At 61.4% G+C, this 14,288-nt stretch carries 16 protein-coding genes and 2 tRNA genes; 7 read left to right on the plus strand and 11 right to left on the minus strand.

The genetic code is table 11. The features are described 5' to 3' along the window. Positions 1-10: 10 nt before the first annotated feature. Positions 11-688 (plus strand): TadE/TadG family type IV pilus assembly protein, encoded by a 678-nt coding sequence (locus tag KO492_RS15560; RefSeq protein WP_216045771.1) that lies wholly within the window; start codon positions 11-13, stop codon positions 686-688. Positions 689-757: 69 nt separating this feature from the next. Here KO492_RS15560 and KO492_RS15565 read toward each other — a convergent pair whose 3' ends face one another. Then, positions 758-1,246, minus strand: coding sequence for a hypothetical protein (locus tag KO492_RS15565; protein WP_216045772.1), 489 nt, complete (start codon positions 1,244-1,246; stop codon positions 758-760). A 132-nt stretch (positions 1,247-1,378) separates the two neighbouring features. On the opposite strand from KO492_RS15565, the gene KO492_RS15570 reads away from it, so the two are divergent. The 5 genes from KO492_RS15570 (at position 1,379) to KO492_RS15590 (ending at position 6,387) form a co-directional block, all read left to right on the plus strand. Next, the gene (locus KO492_RS15570; protein ID WP_216045773.1) at positions 1,379-1,714 is read left to right on the plus strand and encodes a hypothetical protein; all 336 of its coding nucleotides are present in this window, start codon (positions 1,379-1,381) and stop codon (positions 1,712-1,714) included. A gap of 107 nt (positions 1,715-1,821) precedes the next feature. Further along, a complete protein-coding gene (locus tag KO492_RS15575; RefSeq protein ID WP_216045774.1) occupies positions 1,822-3,132 on the plus strand; it encodes a homoserine dehydrogenase in 1,311 nt (436 codons plus the stop codon). 275 nt (positions 3,133-3,407) lie between these two features. Then, entirely contained in the window at positions 3,408-4,373 is a 966-nt protein-coding gene (gene glpX / locus KO492_RS15580) for a class II fructose-bisphosphatase (protein WP_066599340.1), read from the plus strand. A 92-nt stretch (positions 4,374-4,465) separates the two neighbouring features. Next, positions 4,466-6,211, plus strand: coding sequence for a single-stranded-DNA-specific exonuclease RecJ (gene recJ, locus KO492_RS15585; RefSeq protein ID WP_216045775.1), 1,746 nt, complete (start codon positions 4,466-4,468; stop codon positions 6,209-6,211). Between the two features lie 101 nt (positions 6,212-6,312). Further along, a tRNA-Glu gene (locus tag KO492_RS15590) sits at positions 6,313-6,387 on the plus strand. A 129-nt stretch (positions 6,388-6,516) separates the two neighbouring features. Here KO492_RS15590 and KO492_RS15595 read toward each other — a convergent pair. The 7 genes from KO492_RS15595 to KO492_RS15625 all read right to left on the minus strand — a co-directional run bounded on the left by KO492_RS15595 (position 6,517) and on the right by KO492_RS15625 (position 11,019). Continuing rightward, positions 6,517-7,152 carry a ChrR family anti-sigma-E factor gene (locus tag KO492_RS15595; protein ID WP_216045776.1) on the minus strand — a complete coding sequence of 212 codons (636 nt, stop codon included), beginning with the start codon at positions 7,150-7,152 and terminating at the stop codon, positions 6,517-6,519. Beyond that, positions 7,145-7,741 carry a sigma-70 family RNA polymerase sigma factor gene (locus KO492_RS15600; protein WP_289847591.1) on the minus strand — a complete coding sequence of 199 codons (597 nt, stop codon included), beginning with the start codon at positions 7,739-7,741 and terminating at the stop codon, positions 7,145-7,147. Before KO492_RS15600 ends, KO492_RS15595 begins: the two co-directional genes overlap by 8 nt. A gap of 341 nt (positions 7,742-8,082) precedes the next feature. Next, a tRNA-Glu gene (locus tag KO492_RS15605) sits at positions 8,083-8,157 on the minus strand. A gap of 107 nt (positions 8,158-8,264) precedes the next feature. Continuing rightward, on the minus strand, positions 8,265-9,311 hold the full coding sequence (locus tag KO492_RS15610) for a GGDEF domain-containing protein (RefSeq protein ID WP_303578314.1): 1,047 nt from the start codon (positions 9,309-9,311) through the stop codon (positions 8,265-8,267). 3 nt (positions 9,312-9,314) lie between these two features. Next, complete coding sequence (locus KO492_RS15615) at positions 9,315-9,908, minus strand: heme NO-binding domain-containing protein (RefSeq protein ID WP_216045777.1); 594 nt, start codon at positions 9,906-9,908, stop codon at positions 9,315-9,317. 114 nt (positions 9,909-10,022) lie between these two features. Continuing rightward, on the minus strand, positions 10,023-10,736 hold the full coding sequence (locus KO492_RS15620) for an HAD family hydrolase (protein WP_216045778.1): 714 nt from the start codon (positions 10,734-10,736) through the stop codon (positions 10,023-10,025). 4 nt (positions 10,737-10,740) lie between these two features. Then, positions 10,741-11,019: a DUF3572 domain-containing protein gene (locus KO492_RS15625; protein ID WP_216045779.1), complete on the minus strand. Its 279-nt coding sequence runs from the start codon at positions 11,017-11,019 to the stop codon at positions 10,741-10,743. Positions 11,020-11,188: 169 nt separating this feature from the next. Between KO492_RS15625 and KO492_RS15630 the strand changes: the two genes are divergently transcribed. After that, positions 11,189-12,574: a diguanylate cyclase gene (locus KO492_RS15630; protein WP_216045780.1), complete on the plus strand. Its 1,386-nt coding sequence runs from the start codon at positions 11,189-11,191 to the stop codon at positions 12,572-12,574. Positions 12,575-12,684: 110 nt separating this feature from the next. Here KO492_RS15630 and KO492_RS15635 read toward each other — a convergent pair whose 3' ends face one another. From KO492_RS15635 to KO492_RS15645, 3 genes are read right to left on the minus strand one after another with little or no spacing between them, the layout of a single operon-like run. Continuing rightward, positions 12,685-13,236: a periplasmic heavy metal sensor gene (locus KO492_RS15635; protein ID WP_216045781.1), complete on the minus strand. Its 552-nt coding sequence runs from the start codon at positions 13,234-13,236 to the stop codon at positions 12,685-12,687. Between the two features lie 3 nt (positions 13,237-13,239). After that, complete coding sequence (locus KO492_RS15640) at positions 13,240-13,671, minus strand: dihydroorotate dehydrogenase (protein ID WP_216045782.1); 432 nt, start codon at positions 13,669-13,671, stop codon at positions 13,240-13,242. After that, complete coding sequence (locus KO492_RS15645) at positions 13,658-14,248, minus strand: RNA polymerase sigma factor (RefSeq protein WP_216045783.1); 591 nt, start codon at positions 14,246-14,248, stop codon at positions 13,658-13,660. The genes KO492_RS15640 and KO492_RS15645 overlap by 14 nt, the downstream gene beginning before the upstream one ends. Between the last annotated feature and the right edge of the window lie 40 nt (positions 14,249-14,288).

The following is a 14,288-nucleotide window of genomic DNA, read 5'->3' on the forward strand; positions in this document are numbered from 1 at the left end:
GAGGCTGATCATGAAACCTGCTCATCCGCATCAGCTTCCGAAGCTCAACCTGCGCCGGCTCTGCCAACAGTTCCGCCGCGACGAGAGCGGTTCAGGGGTCGTCGAGACCGTGCTGGTGCTGCCCCTGCTGATCTTCTTGATCCTGTTCATCATCACGTTTTTTCTCGCTTTCGGGGCCAAGACCGATGCGAACCAGGCCAATTACACGATCTCGGATTACCTTTCGCGTCAAACCGACGAGATTGACGGGACTTTCGTGGACGGGCTGGCGGATCTCTACAGATTCCTGAACAATGACGCCGACATCGCCCTTCGCGCCTCTGCCGTGCAATACGTCGTGGAGGACGACGGCACCGAATATTACCAGCTGGTCTGGTCCTATGGCACCGGCAACTATGACGCGCTCACCGACAGCGATCTCGACACGGTCGAAAGCGTCTTGCCCATGATGGCCGATGGCGAGCAGGTCCTCGTTGTCGAGACCAGCCGCACATGGTCACCTTTCTTTGATGTCGGATTGGGAGACGTCGATTTCACCGATGTGGTCACCACGAAGCCGCGTTTTTCCTCACAAGTGGCCTTCGATGACGGAACCGTTGGCAGCGGCAGCAGCTACGTCCATTCCGATGGGACGGAGGATTCTTCAGACGGTCTTCTGTCGTCAATTGTGGGCAGTCTGACCAACTAAGAGCCACGATTCACAGGCGTCCGGAACCGCACCTGCGACATCCGGACGCTGGAGCCAGTCAGGTACGGATCAATCGACCCGCGCACCCGTGCCGATCCGCGCCGCGATCACATCCGCCATCGCCTTGCCCTGCCCAGCGGGGGTGACACCGCCCACGCCCACGCGTTTGCCAAAACGCCACCAGAGGCCGGGGGCCCAGACACGCGAGGCCGGCGTTTTCAGACGGATCATAAACCCGTTCGACGGCTTGAAGGCAAAGGTGCCCCGCTCGACCCCTGCAATATCGTCCAGCCGACACAGCACACGTCCGCGCACACCACCCAGCCCTTCCTCAACCAGCTCCTCTTCGGTCAGAACAAGCCGACAGGCCGTCGCCTCCCACAAGCGCCAGGACACCCAGAACACCGCCGCCGCAAAGGCCAGAAGCATGGCGACCCAGCCCGCCCCGAGAGCCTCTGGCCCGAGCGCGACGCGCAGGAGCAAAATCCCGAGCACCCCGAGCATCGCTACGGCACTCACACGACGCATCGGCGACGGGGTCACATTCAGATCACTCATCGGCTCTCTCCTCTGGCACGCACTGGCTTACCCCATGCGCTTTAGCCCGAGGCGGCCAAAAGGGAAAGGCGGATTGTCCCGCGCCGCGCCGCAAGCTAGAACGGATGCAGCAACCTCGTCCGGGAATCTCTCATGTCGCACCCACGCCCATCATCGCTGCTTCTGACAGGGGGGATTGCCCTGATGCTCTTCCTGTCCGCCTGTGCGGAGCGCCCTGATCTGTCGGGCCGCGTGGCCCCTATCGATCCAGATCAGCCTTGGCCCAGCCTTCTGGACAGCGCCACCTTGGCCCAGAGCGGGGCCGCAACAGGCAGCGAAGAGGACAGTCTGGATCAGGCGCAAACGCTGGAGGCCCGCGCCGCAGCCTTGCAGGCCCGCGCCAGCCGCCTGTCACAAGCGCCCCTCCTGAGCCAGACAGAGCGCGACCAGCTCCAGTCCGCCGTCACGCGCCTGAACGACACCGACTGAGCACCGACAAAGCGACACCCGCACGAGACCGAACACGCACAAGAGTTGCACATACCCCCGTTCACCGCTATCAGAACGGTCAGTTTTTGACCCAGCCGGAGCCTCCTATGCCCAATACCCCGTCCTCCCAAGCCCCCCTGCGTCTTGGCATTGCAGGTCTTGGCACCGTTGGCGTCGGCGTGATCAAGATCATCCAGCGCAAAGCCAATCTTCTGGCACAGCGCACGGGGCGGCCCGTGGTCATCTCCGCCGTCTCCGCACGCTCTCGCGACAAGGATCGCGGCGTGACGATTTCCGATTACGCGTGGGAAGACGATCCCGTGGCTCTGGCGCTGCGCGATGATGTCGATCTGTTCGTCGAACTGATGGGCGGCTCTGACGGTCCGGCCAAGGCCGCAACCGAAGCCGCGCTTGCCGCAGGTAAAGATGTGGTCACCGCGAACAAGGCCATGCTGGCCCATCACGGTCAGATGCTGGCCGAAAAAGCCGAAACCAAAGGCGCGGCCCTGCGCTTTGAAGCGGCAGTCGCGGGCGGTATTCCGGTGATCAAAGCCCTGACCGAAGGGCTTGCAGGCAACCGGATCGAGCGCATCGCAGGCGTGATGAACGGCACCTGCAACTACATTCTAACCCGCATGGAAAACGAAGGCCTCTCCTATGACGAGGTGTTCGAGGCCGCAAAGGCCCTTGGCTATCTCGAAGCCGATCCGACTTTGGACGTGGGCGGGATCGACGCCGGTCACAAACTGGCGCTTCTGGCCGCCATCGGCTTTGGCACGCAGGTCGATTTCGACAATATGGTGCTCGAAGGCATCGAGCGGATCACCATCGAGGACATCCGCCACGCCGCCGACATGGGCTATCGCATAAAACTTCTGGGGGTTGCGCAGATGACGGGCCGTGGCCTTGAGCAGCGCATGACGCCTTGCCTTGTGCCGGCGCTCTCGCCCTTGGGGCAGTTGGAAAACGCCACCAATATGTGTGTGCTGGAAGGCGACGAGGTCGGCCAGATCGTGCTGCGCGGCGCAGGCGCGGGCGAAGGCCCCACCGCCTCTGCTGTCATGTCCGACGTGCTCGACATCGCCCGCGGCATTCGCGTGCCGACCTTTGGCGTGCCCGCTGCTGCGCTGGAAAAATCCACCCCCGCAGTTGCCGCCACGCCTGCCCCCTATTACCTGCGCATGTCGCTTCTGGACAAACCGGGTGCCTTGGCGAAAATCGCCGCCGCTCTAGGCGATGCGGGTGTCTCCATCGACCGGATGCGCCAATACGGTCAGGACGCCAACCCCGAGGTTGCGCCCGTGCTCATCGTCACAGATGCCACCTCGCGCGCCTCGCTGGACGCCGCTCTCGACGGCATGAAAGCCACGGGGGTTCTGGCCACAGACCCCGTCGCGATCCGCATCGAGAACCTGTAACGCACGGCTCTTTTCCGCGCGTCAATCCACAGGTGACGAAGACGGGCGCATGTTCGGATGCTGCCCGCCCGCGCCACTTCGGACGCAAGAAGTTCCACGACAGACACCGTGTCGCGACAAATCAAAACGTCGCAAAAACTTCACCTTTCCAGACTGTTGGCGCAAACATGGAAATGTTAGCGCTGTGACAACTCCCCTGCCCTTGCCCCGCTCGGGAACATGTGGTCATGAAGGGAGAACAGAACTCCCTGTCCGCCGAAAAGGACCCGTAAGACATGTCGCAAACTCCCACCTTCCATGACCGTATGCTTTCCCTTGGTCTCGCCCGCGTCGCTGAGCAGGCCGCTCTCGCCTCCGCCGATTTCATCGGCCTCGGGGACGAGAAAGCCGCGGATCAGGCCGCTGTAAACGCCATGCGCGAACAGCTCAACTCGCTCGACATCAAAGGTGTCGTGGTGATCGGCGAAGGCGAACGCGACGAGGCCCCGATGCTCTTCATCGGCGAAGAAGTCGGCTCCGGCAACGGACCCGCCGTCGACATCGCGCTTGATCCGCTCGAAGGCACAACCCTGACCGCCAAAGACATGCCCAACGCGCTGACCGTGATCGCCATGGCCCCGCGCGGCACGCTGCTGCACGCGCCGGATGTCTATATGGACAAGCTCGCCATCGGCCCCGGCTATCCCGAAAACGTCGTCTCGCTGGACATGACACCGACCGAACGGGTTCACGCCCTCGCAAAGGCCAAAGGCGTTGCGCCCAATCAAATCACCCTGTGCGTGTTGGAACGTCCGCGCCACGAAGACATGATCGCCGAGCTGCGCGCCACAGGTTGCGCCATCCGCCTCATCACCGATGGCGATGTCGCCGGTGTCATCCACTGTGCCGAGCCGACAACAGGGATCGACATGTACATGGGCTCCGGTGGCGCACCAGAAGGCGTTCTCGCCGCTTCCGCGCTCAAATGCATGGGAGGCCAGATGTGGGGCCGCCTGTTGTTCCGCAATGATGACGAACGGGGCCGCGCCGCCAAAGCGGGCATCACCGATCTCAACAAGGTCTACTCGCGCGACGAGCTTGTGACCTCCGACGTGATCTTTGCCGCCACCGGCGTCACCGACGGTTCCATTGTACGCGGCATCAAACGCGAGCCGACCCACCTGACCACGGAAACCATCCTGATGCGTTCGAAAACCGGCTCCGTGCGCCACATGACCTACCGCAACCCGATCAAGAAATAAGCGGCAGGTTTTCCCATCTGGAAGGCGGCTCTTTCGGGCCGCCTTTTTCATGCGCGATTGCAAGTTTCGCACGCTTGGGCGATACATGACCCATGCATGATTTCCTGAATGTTTCCGCGTCTCTCACAGGTCGCCGCTGGGTCGGCCCTTCGGTCGAACGCAACCGTCTGGCCGAGGCGCTCGCGCAACAGACCGCCCTGCCCCTGCCCCTGTGCCAGACCCTCGCACGGCGCGGCGTGGCCCCCGAGGATGTGGCAAGTTTCCTTGAGCCCAAACTCAAAGACCTGCTGCCCGATCCCTTGACGCTCAAAGATATGGGCACCGCCGCCACGCGTTTTCTCAAAGCCGTGCAAGCCCGCGAGAAAATCGCTGTGTTTGCCGATTACGATGTGGATGGCGGCACCTCTGCGGCCCTGCTGATCACATGGCTGCGGCAGATGGGCCTGTCCTCGACCCTCTACATTCCCGACCGGATCGACGAGGGCTACGGCCCCAACGAACCCGCGATGGAGGGGCTGGCCCGCGATCACGATCTCATCATCTGCGTCGATTGCGGCACCCTGTCCCATGAGGCCATTGCCGCCGCGGAAGGGGCGGATGTGATGGTGCTGGATCACCACTTGGGTGGCGAGACTCTGCCGGAGTGCGTCGCCGTGGTGAACCCGAACCGTCAGGACGAAAGCGGTGATCTGGCGCATCTCTGTGCGGCTTCCGTGGTCTTTCTCATGCTGGTCGAAGCCGGACGCCAGATGCGCAGCGAAGGCGCCAAAGGCCCTGATCTCATGGCGATGCTCGATCTCGTGGCGCTGGCCACCGTGGCCGATGTCGCCCCGCTGATCGGCGTGAACCGTGCGCTGGTGCGGCAGGGACTCAAGGTCATGGCCCGCCGCGAGCGCATCGGGCTGCGCGCGCTGGCGGATGTCTCGCGCATGGACAGTGCGCCGACCTCCTATTCGCTCGGCTTTCTCTTGGGGCCACGCATCAACGCGGGCGGACGGATCGGAGCCGCCGATCTGGGCGCGCGCCTGCTCTCCACCGAGGACCCGAACGAGGCGCAGGCCCTTGCCGAACGTCTCGACCATCTCAACACGGAACGCCGCGAGATCGAAAATGCGGTGCGCGATGAGGCTTTGGTGCAGGCCGAACAACGCGGTCTCGACGCGCCGCTGGTCTGGGCGGCGGGCAATGGCTGGCATCCCGGCGTGGTGGGCATCGTCGCCTCGCGCCTCAAAGAGGCCACCAACCGCCCCGCCATCGTGATCGGCTTCGACGAAGACGGCGTCGGCAAGGGGTCGGGCCGCTCGGTCACCGGCGTCGACCTCGGCGCCTCGATCCAGCGCCTCGCCGCAGAGGGTCTTCTGGTCAAAGGTGGCGGTCACAAGATGGCTGCGGGGCTGACCGTGATGCGTGACAAGCTGGAGCCCGCGATGGAGCGTCTGTCGGAGCTTCTGGCGAAACAGGGCGCGGGCGATCTCGGCCCGTCGGACCTCAAGCTCGACGGTATGCTCATGCCCGGCGCGGCCTCTCCCGAACTGATCGCGCAACTCGAAGCCGCAGGCCCCTATGGCGCCTCTGCCCCCGCCCCGCGCTTTGCCTTCCCCGACTGCGCCATCCATTTTGCCCGCCGCGTCGGTGAGAGCCACCTCAAAGTGACCTTCTCCGACGGGCAAGGCCCACGCCTCGACGCGATCTGTTTCGGAGCCTTCGACAGCCCGCTCGGCCCCGCCCTCGAACGCCACGGCGGCGCGCGCTTCCATCTGGCTGGCCGTCTGGAGATCAACACATGGGGCGGACGGCAATCAGTGCAGCTACGCCTTGAAGATGCGGCAGAGGCCTGATGGCCGCTTCTGTCACAGATTTTTGAAAAAACTCACTCCGGAAGCAAAATATCTCTTGCGCCGCCCGCGCGTATTTCATAGATACGCGCCACGCCAAGCGCGGTCCGTTCGTCTATCGGTTAGGACGCCAGGTTTTCAACCTGGAAAGAGGGGTTCGATTCCCCTACGGACTGCCACTTTTATTCCCCTACAAATCTGATAGGTCGCAAGACCGTTTCGCTTACGCGTATGTCACATGCGTGTTGGGATGGTGGCGCTCCCATCGTGTCAAAAGACAGGACGTTCTGCGCCCTGCCTTATGTGGTTCAGATTCGAAAGATCGGCTGCAACAGGCGCGGCATGAAGGCATTGAACCTCAAAGGCGCATCCGTCGCGGCAAGGCAGATACAGGGCGGGCCGGATTCTGCGACCGGCGTGTGCTCCAGATCCTGATCGGCGACCTCGACATCACCCACGCCGAACCGTCCGGTTTCATCCACAAAGCTGCCCTGAAGCACCAGCGTGAGTTCCAGCCCGTTATGCCCGTGATCCGGCACCGCCTGTCCCGGAGGAATATGCAAAAGCCGCACGGAGCCTTCCGAGTTGCCTGTAAGGATGCACTGACGGACGCCCAGTCCCAAAGATTTCCAGCGCGGGGGGCGACCTTTGAGGGCGGCCATGACCGGTCCGGGGTAGATGCCGGAGCGGCTGTGCGCGGGCTGCGGCACAACAGGGGTATCGAGCATGGCCATGACACCGGTTTTCAGATCACCGGAAAGCGCCTCGGTCGAGGCCATTTCCAGCACCGCCCCGCCAAGCATCTGATGGGCCTCGTAATTGGCGCGGCATTCCAGACACATCGACAGATGCGTGGCCACCACGAGCGCATAGGGCTCCGACAGGGACCCTGTCGCATAGGCTGCGAGCACGGGGTCCGGAATGTGATGCGTGATTTCAGCCATCTGATCGCATGTCCTTCAAATCATGGCGCAATTTTTCCAGTCCCAAACGGATTCTGGATTTGATCGTGCCAAGCGGCAGGCCGGTCTGGGATTTGATCTCCTGATGGGTCAATTCTCCCAGATAGGCCTTTTCTATCATCTCGCGCTGATCCGGTTTCAGCCGGCCAATCGCGGTTTTCAACTTGCAGGCCTCCTGTTCGAGACCCAGCATCTGCTGCGCATCCGGCTCCGTGGCCTGATCTGCGTGCAACTCCTCTGGTACGGGGCGGTTCTCTTTGCGGATCACATCAATTTGGCGATTTCGCGCAATTTGATAAATCCAGCCGGACACCTGCGCGCGCTGGGGATCAAACATCGCGGATTTGCGCCAGACTGTCAGCATGACATCCTGCACGATCTCTTCGGCCTGACCCGAGCCTGTGCCAGAGCGCATGATGAAGCCTTTCAGCCGCGGGGCGAAATGATCAAAGAGGGCCGCAAACGCCGCCTTGTCCCGCGTATCGCGCACGGCCAACATCCAAAGCGTTTCCTGTGAAAGCGCATTCAGCGCATCGGCGGCGGGATCGGAGGAAGGGCTCTCCTGTGTCATATCCTGTCGCGGCCTTTCCTTGGCGGCGCCACTGCTGGCGCGCCGGTATTCCCTGCGATGTGATGCGGGACGTTCTGTGCTTTCGATCAACATATCCTGACTACGCAGGAAAAAGATAGGCGGATCATTTTTGATCCGATTTTCTTTGCGGTTAAAGCGGAGCGCATATGGCGTGCTGTGTTGGCGATGTCTTTTGCGGCGTTTCTATGACGCCACGGCCACGGCGAACGTTTCATGATGAGTGGCATGTAGCCTGAGCTAGAAAACGGACACATGAAACAGCAGAATTTCACAAGCAAAGGCGCTCATCAAAAGCCGTTGAAATTGTAGGGGGAGAAAAGTGGCAGTCCGTAGGGGAATCGAACCCCTCTTTCCAGGTTGAAAACCTGGCGTCCTAACCGATAGACGAACGGACCGCGCTTGGCGTGGCGCGTATCTATGAAATACGCGCGGGCGGCGCAAGAGGGATTCTTTATGGAAATGCAATTTTCTACACAATTTTTCCAACACAGCTCTCACGCCGCTATCCTCCATGCGATCTCGCACGCTCCGCAGTCTCTCTCCGAGGCTGGGACCGACCCCTGGAATGGGCCACCGGATCAAACATCGTCGCCTGCCCCCGCCCGTCATCTTTGGACTGATAGAGCGCCAGATCGGCGTCATGGATCATCAGCTTCGCGGAAGGCGCCTCATAAAATCCGGTTGTCGTGATCCCGATAGAGGCCGAAATTCTGCATGGTTTACCCAGATACGGAATCGGTTCCTCCAGCCGCGAAATCAGGCGTTGCGCCTTTGCCACGAGGTCTGTGTCATGAGGGCATGTCCTATAGACCAGAATGAATTCATCCCCGCCCAAACGCGCCGCGAGATCATCCTCTCCGGTTTCTTCCCGCAGAATACCGGCCACCTTTTTCAAGACCGCGTCTCCGGCGGCGTGGCCCAATGTGTCATTCACTTTTTTGAAATAATCGAGATCAACGTGCATCAGCGCGAAGGGCGTGTTGCTTCGCAAAAGGCGTTCCAGATGCTGGTCCAGCGCCCGCCGGTTCCTCAGCCCCGTCAGCATATCGGTCACGGCCTGTTCTTCCGCCGCGGCTTTCGCGCGTTGCAGACGGGCGTTCAGCTCTTTGGTCTCTTCCATAACGGCAGATTTCGCCTCCACCAGATAAAGCATTTCAATCGCCAGATCGGTATGCGCAAAGTCACCCGCGCTCAACCGGTAGTCGGCCACGGCATCCACGATGGAAATTCCGAAAGACAGGTTGAGGAAATTCACCCCCGCGCCCGAAAGTGCCACCGCCATCCCCTTGAGCGGTGTCGGGCGACCGGAGCGGAAGGTGAGAGACAATTTGGTATTCAACGGCACAGGCCCCTCGCCGCGCCCCCGTCCGTGATCGCGCAGCACAAACACCTCTGTCACCTGTTGGCCGATCAATGTCTCCGCAGGGCGCAATTTCGCGAGCGTCGGGCCGACCGAGAGGATCACCCCCGCGTCGGAAAAGGTCAGGCTCAACGGCATGAAGGCCAGAAGCGGGTTCACATCGCATGTCACAGGCGTCACCACACTCACGTCTTACCCCACAAGCCGTTCGGACAGTTCAAAGCTCCGCCCTTCCGTATAGGCAGTTTCCAACAGGTTGATCGTGACGGTTTCTTCCCCTGAATCACGCCACCCCTGATGTTCAAGAAACACCAGAGCGCCGTAATCATCAGCCATCGCACGCATCACCCCGACCATAACATAGCCGGCCCCCGGCAAGGCATGTGAACAGCTGAGGCGGAACTGCCCCTCCTTGACCGGTTCGACCCCCAGAGAGGGCATTTCGAGTTCCGGAAGCGCCAAGCGCGCCCGTCCCTCCAACTCATTGAGAGAGAAAAGAAATTCAACGTAATTATCCCCTCCGAATCTCAATAGACGGCGGATGGCCTCGACATTGGGATGCGACACGAGATAGGTGCCGAGATCCTCAAGGAACGCTTCCGCAGGCTTGTGCAACTCCCGCGCGGCACAGCGCAAGACCTCCAGCGAGACATGGTCCGGATAGCTCAACATCGCCTCGAAATTATCGAAGCCCAGATCCGCCGTCCGCACAACAGCTTCCCAGATGTCAGGGCCATAAGTGTCCCGCATAAAGCATTGAAGCGCCCAGTTAATCATACCATGCATGAGTGCCATGCCTCCCACGTTCACATGGGAGAGATGTAGCGCAACACTCTTAAGAAATTACCAATTCCGGCGAAAACGCGATGCAGCTTGTTGAAATTGTTTAAATTCAAAAGGCTATGAGCAAAGCCACTGCGGAAGGTCCGCCACGCTGTCGAGCACAACAGCCGCGTGAGGGGCGAGGTCCTCGGCCCCTGCCACGCCTGTCAGCACCGCCACAGGGATCATACCGGCGCGCAGCCCTGCCTCCAGATCATGCAAGCTGTCCCCGACCATCACACAAGCTTCGGGCGCGACACCAAGACGTCCGGCAGCCCCCAGACACGGCCCCGCAGCCGGTTTGCCGCCAAAGCCACTGTCATAGCCGATCACCGCGTCAAAAAGATGCGCCAGCCCCATCAGCTCCAGATGATCGTGCGCGGCGGCTTCGAAATCATTGGTCACCACGGCCTGTTTCACCCCAAGACGCCCGAACACGTCACAGCTCTCCTTCACCCCCGGCACAATCGCGGGCGTGAAATGCGTGGCGTCCGGATCGAGCCAGCCGACAATCTCTTGCGGCGTGTTCGCGGGGAAAAACGGCTGCAAAATCGTCACGACATCTTCCGGCGTGCCGGCAATCACAGCGCTGTCCGGATGGAATGTCTGCGCGGCAAGATCAAAGCCAAGCGCCTGTGCCACAGCGTTTTTATCCGCCCCCTGAGCCGCGCTTCGGCTTTCAATCACCCACGCGGTCCACGGCCCCCAACTGCGCTGGAAATCCATCAACGTCCCGTCCTTGTCGAACAGGATGGCCTCGATCTTTTGCCCCTGAGGTCCGGTCATCTGCATGGAGTCACGTCCAATGTATCTGGGCGCCGCCGGGCAGGGCCTGACGCGCGCGCATCGGGTCATGCGGATCGATCCCCGTGGCACGCGCACAGGCCTGCACCCACTCGTCATCCATCGTCACAAAATCCAGCACGGCACAGAGAATCTCCACCTCTCCTGCCCGCTCTTTCAACTCATTGGCCGCAATCCCGCTCGCGCCCAGAAAAACCGGAAAAATATCTTCGTCGGACGCCAGCCATCCCAGGACTTTCAAACCGATCAGTTCGGCGGATTCTTGCTGCATCTGTGGAGACCCTCAATGATTGGAAACGCTTTCTTAACCTTTCTCACCGAAAGTCCTCCCCATAGGCAACAGCAGAAACACCCGGATCGGAACAACAATCCAGAAAACGACACACACGCGCCAGAACGGCATCGACGCAAAACGACCAGCTAAGGGAAGGGACAGTGACATGGCGGGCAGAATTCTCATCGCTGACAATGTGCCGACCAACCGGATCATCCTGAAGGTCAAACTTTCCGCGGCCTTTTACGATGTCACACAGGCCTCCAGCGGAGAGGAAGCTCTGACGCTTGCCTGCGACAAGCGGCCCAACCTGATCATTCTTGACAGCAACCTCGGGGATATGAGCGGTGACGAGGCCTGCCAGCGGCTGAAATCCGACCCGCGCACACGCCATATTCCCGTCGCCATCATCACGCCGTCCCAAAAACCGGATGCCAAAATCTCCGCGCTCAAGGCCGGCGCGGACGAGTTTCTCTCGAAACCACTGGATGAATTGACCCTGAACGCCCGCGTGCGCACGCTCATGCGGGCCTCTGCCACCTCCGAAGAACTCCGCCGCCGCAATGAGACCGCCCATGCTCTGGGCTTCTCGGAAGCCGCGCAGTCTTATGAGACCCCCGGCCGGATCACCCTGATCGGCTCCACCACGGAGGAGGCCATGTCATGGCGTGCGGGTCTCAAGGGGATGGTGCATGATGACATCACCATAGAGCGGGCCGATCACGTTCTGGAGGCCATCTATCACGGCGATGTTTCCGACCTTTATGTGGTCTCCGCACAGGCGGGCGGGTCGCGTGACGGGCTCCGGCTGATCTCCGATCTGCGGGCACGTCAGGCCACGCGCAATGCCGGTATCGTGGTGGTCCACGGCCAGCAGGACCGCCATGAGGCCCTTATGGCACTTGATCTGGGGGCCAATGACCTCATCACCCGTGGCGCCGATCCGGAGGAAATGGCCCTGCGCCTGCGCACCCAGATGCGCCGCAAGAAGGAGGCCGACCTGCTGACCCTGACCCTTGACGAGGGGTTGCGGCTTGCCACACGGGACAAGCTGACCGGCCTCTACAACCGGCACTACGCGATCCCGCATCTGGAAAACATGATCGAACAAGCTCGGGAAAACCAAAAGCATTTTGCCGTGATGCTGATTGATATCGACAAGTTCAAAGCCGTGAATGACACCTTTGGACATGGCGTCGGTGATGCCGTGCTTGTCGAAGTCGCCAAACGGCTGCGCGACACGCTGCGCAGCATGGATCTGCTGGCGCGTTTCGGCGGCGAGGAATTTCTGGTCTGTATGCCGATGACCTCCTTGGTGGAGGCGCGCACGGTCGCGGAAAGATTGAGAACCGCGATCTGTTCACAGCCCGCCACGGTCACTGCGGATGGAACGCCGGTCACCGTGTCCGCCTCTATCGGCTTGGCGATGGGTGGGGCATCAGGCCCCGCGCCCTCCGACATTGATACGCTGCTCGAAATCGCGGATCGTGCCCTCTATGCCGCAAAGGCTGAAGGGCGCAATCAGGTGACCCTCGGTTCCTACGCGGCCTGACCCCGAAAAGCCGTAAGGCTCCGGCACACGATGGCCGCACTGCATGAAAGAACCGAGTGACAGAACCGGGCGACAGGACAGGGAGACGGGCCGGAGAAGGCCCTGTCCGGTTAATCCTTGGGCCGCACAGGCGGCTTCCCGCCCTCATCTTCGAGACGCGGCGGACGTGGCGGGTCCTGGATCATCTGTTCCAACCGCTCTGCATAGGCCATCCGCGCCTCGGCAGGCATCGCCTCGATCTGGTCCACGACCAGTTCCGCGCCGATTTTCTGGCGCTCGGAGAAATCCCGTTGCTGCTTCAGCAACAGTGCCTCGAAACGCTCGGATTCAAACGGCTCGGCCCTGAGCGCCTCAAGCATGTCCTGAAACATCGTTTCAATTTCCTGACGTGCAACCTTCGGATCCCCCGTCGAACGCCGGAATTCACGCCCCAAGGCGCGCCGTTCCGGTGTGTCGAATGCACCGATAAAAGGTCCGAAACCGAAATCGCGCACCTGTAGCGCACGGGCACGGTCCATACCCGCGTCCCAGCGCAGGATTGCGCCCCCGACGACGCCCAGCACCGCAAGGTTCAGCGCCAGAGACGCCACAAGAACAATCCGGCTCCAGCGCAGCCCTGTCTTGTCCGAGCGATCCGGTTTTGTCGTCATCTCGTCCGTCATGACTTATCCTTCCGTCACCAGATCGTAAAAACTCGGCATCAGATCGTCGATCTCATAGCCGCCATCACTGGTCTCGATGCCCAGCGCGCTGTCGCTCACATAGCTGCCGGTCGCAAGCGCGGTCACGGTGGTCGGCGCACCAAGCCCGATGGCCAGTCCGGCCACACCAGCCGTAGCAAGCCCCGCCACCGCACGCCAACCGCCCAGCGTGGCAATAATGGCCTCCATAACCGGATGGCGTTGTTTCGGACGCATGGCGGCAAGGCGCGCAGCCTCTTCGGCCTCGCGCTGCGCCATCACCTCCTCGGCATCGGCCAGCACCCGCGCCATGAGATCACCCGACGGCTGGGCCGTTTCCTCCCGCGCTTCGGCAAAAAGCGCGTTCAGGGCCACATCCGTCAGTTCCCCAGTCCGTTTGTCGTCACGATCCGTCATTTTCGAACCCCAATATCTCGCGCTGGGAGGCCAAAGCCTTGGCCAGCGCCCTCTTGCCCCGCGCGGTCAGACTTTCGACCGCCTCGACGCTAATGTCCAGAATCTCGGCAATCTCGGGATTGCCCAGACCTTCGATGTGGCGCAGCACCACCGCCTCGCGCTGGCGTTCCGGCAAATCGTCCAGAGCCGCCTGCAAGGCATCGACCCTCTGACGCTGCATCATAACAGCCTCCTGCGAGGGGCGTCCGTCTTCCGGCTCGGCGATCTCGTCGAGCCCTTTCCCGCGCTTCTTGCGCAGCCGGTCCGTGCACAGGTTGGTCACAACGCGGTAGAGCCATGTGCTCACCTGCGCCTCACCCTGTCGCCAGTCCGGTGCGATTTTCCACAGCCGCAGCATGGCCTCTTGTGCCACATCCTCGGCCTCCGCACGGTCTTTGAGAAACCGCGCCGCATAGCCCAGCATTTTCGGCGTCAGGCGCATCGTCAAGGCCTGCGCAGCCGCCCTGTCCCCATTGCCAAAGGCAATCAGCAAGGCTTCGTCGGAGACATCGTTCAAGGCATCAAGTGGCATATTCATCACCGGGTCTGCGTAAACCAAACACACGCGCAGGTCCATC

The organism is Celeribacter halophilus (assembly GCF_018860305.1).
GTDB lineage: Bacteria > Pseudomonadota > Alphaproteobacteria > Rhodobacterales > Rhodobacteraceae > Celeribacter > Celeribacter halophilus_A.

Excerpts from the sequence above, each read along its gene's own strand:
- KO492_RS15620 (WP_216045778.1), bottom strand. The coding sequence starts at position 10,736 with ATGCAGATGACCGGACCTCAGGGGCAAAAGATCGAGGCCATCCTGTTC.
- recJ (WP_216045775.1), top strand. The coding sequence starts at position 4,466 with ATGCATGATTTCCTGAATGTTTCCGCGTCTCTCACAGGTCGCCGCTGG.
- KO492_RS15565 (WP_216045772.1), bottom strand. The coding sequence starts at position 1,246 with ATGAGTGATCTGAATGTGACCCCGTCGCCGATGCGTCGTGTGAGTGCC.
- glpX (WP_066599340.1), top strand. The coding sequence starts at position 3,408 with ATGTCGCAAACTCCCACCTTCCATGACCGTATGCTTTCCCTTGGTCTC.
- KO492_RS15560 (WP_216045771.1), top strand. The coding sequence starts at position 11 with ATGAAACCTGCTCATCCGCATCAGCTTCCGAAGCTCAACCTGCGCCGG.
- KO492_RS15595 (WP_216045776.1), bottom strand. The coding sequence starts at position 7,152 with ATGGCTGAAATCACGCATCACATTCCGGACCCCGTGCTCGCAGCCTAT.
- KO492_RS15640 (WP_216045782.1), bottom strand. The coding sequence starts at position 13,671 with ATGACGGATCGTGACGACAAACGGACTGGGGAACTGACGGATGTGGCC.
- KO492_RS15645 (WP_216045783.1), bottom strand. The coding sequence starts at position 14,248 with ATGAATATGCCACTTGATGCCTTGAACGATGTCTCCGACGAAGCCTTG.
- KO492_RS15635 (WP_216045781.1), bottom strand. The coding sequence starts at position 13,236 with ATGACGGACGAGATGACGACAAAACCGGATCGCTCGGACAAGACAGGG.
- KO492_RS15615 (WP_216045777.1), bottom strand. The coding sequence starts at position 9,908 with ATGCATGGTATGATTAACTGGGCGCTTCAATGCTTTATGCGGGACACT.
- KO492_RS15625 (WP_216045779.1), bottom strand. The coding sequence starts at position 11,019 with ATGCAGCAAGAATCCGCCGAACTGATCGGTTTGAAAGTCCTGGGATGG.
- KO492_RS15575 (WP_216045774.1), top strand. The coding sequence starts at position 1,822 with ATGCCCAATACCCCGTCCTCCCAAGCCCCCCTGCGTCTTGGCATTGCA.
- KO492_RS15570 (WP_216045773.1), top strand. The coding sequence starts at position 1,379 with ATGTCGCACCCACGCCCATCATCGCTGCTTCTGACAGGGGGGATTGCC.
- KO492_RS15600 (WP_289847591.1), bottom strand. The coding sequence starts at position 7,741 with ATGACACAGGAGAGCCCTTCCTCCGATCCCGCCGCCGATGCGCTGAAT.
- KO492_RS15630 (WP_216045780.1), top strand. The coding sequence starts at position 11,189 with ATGGCGGGCAGAATTCTCATCGCTGACAATGTGCCGACCAACCGGATC.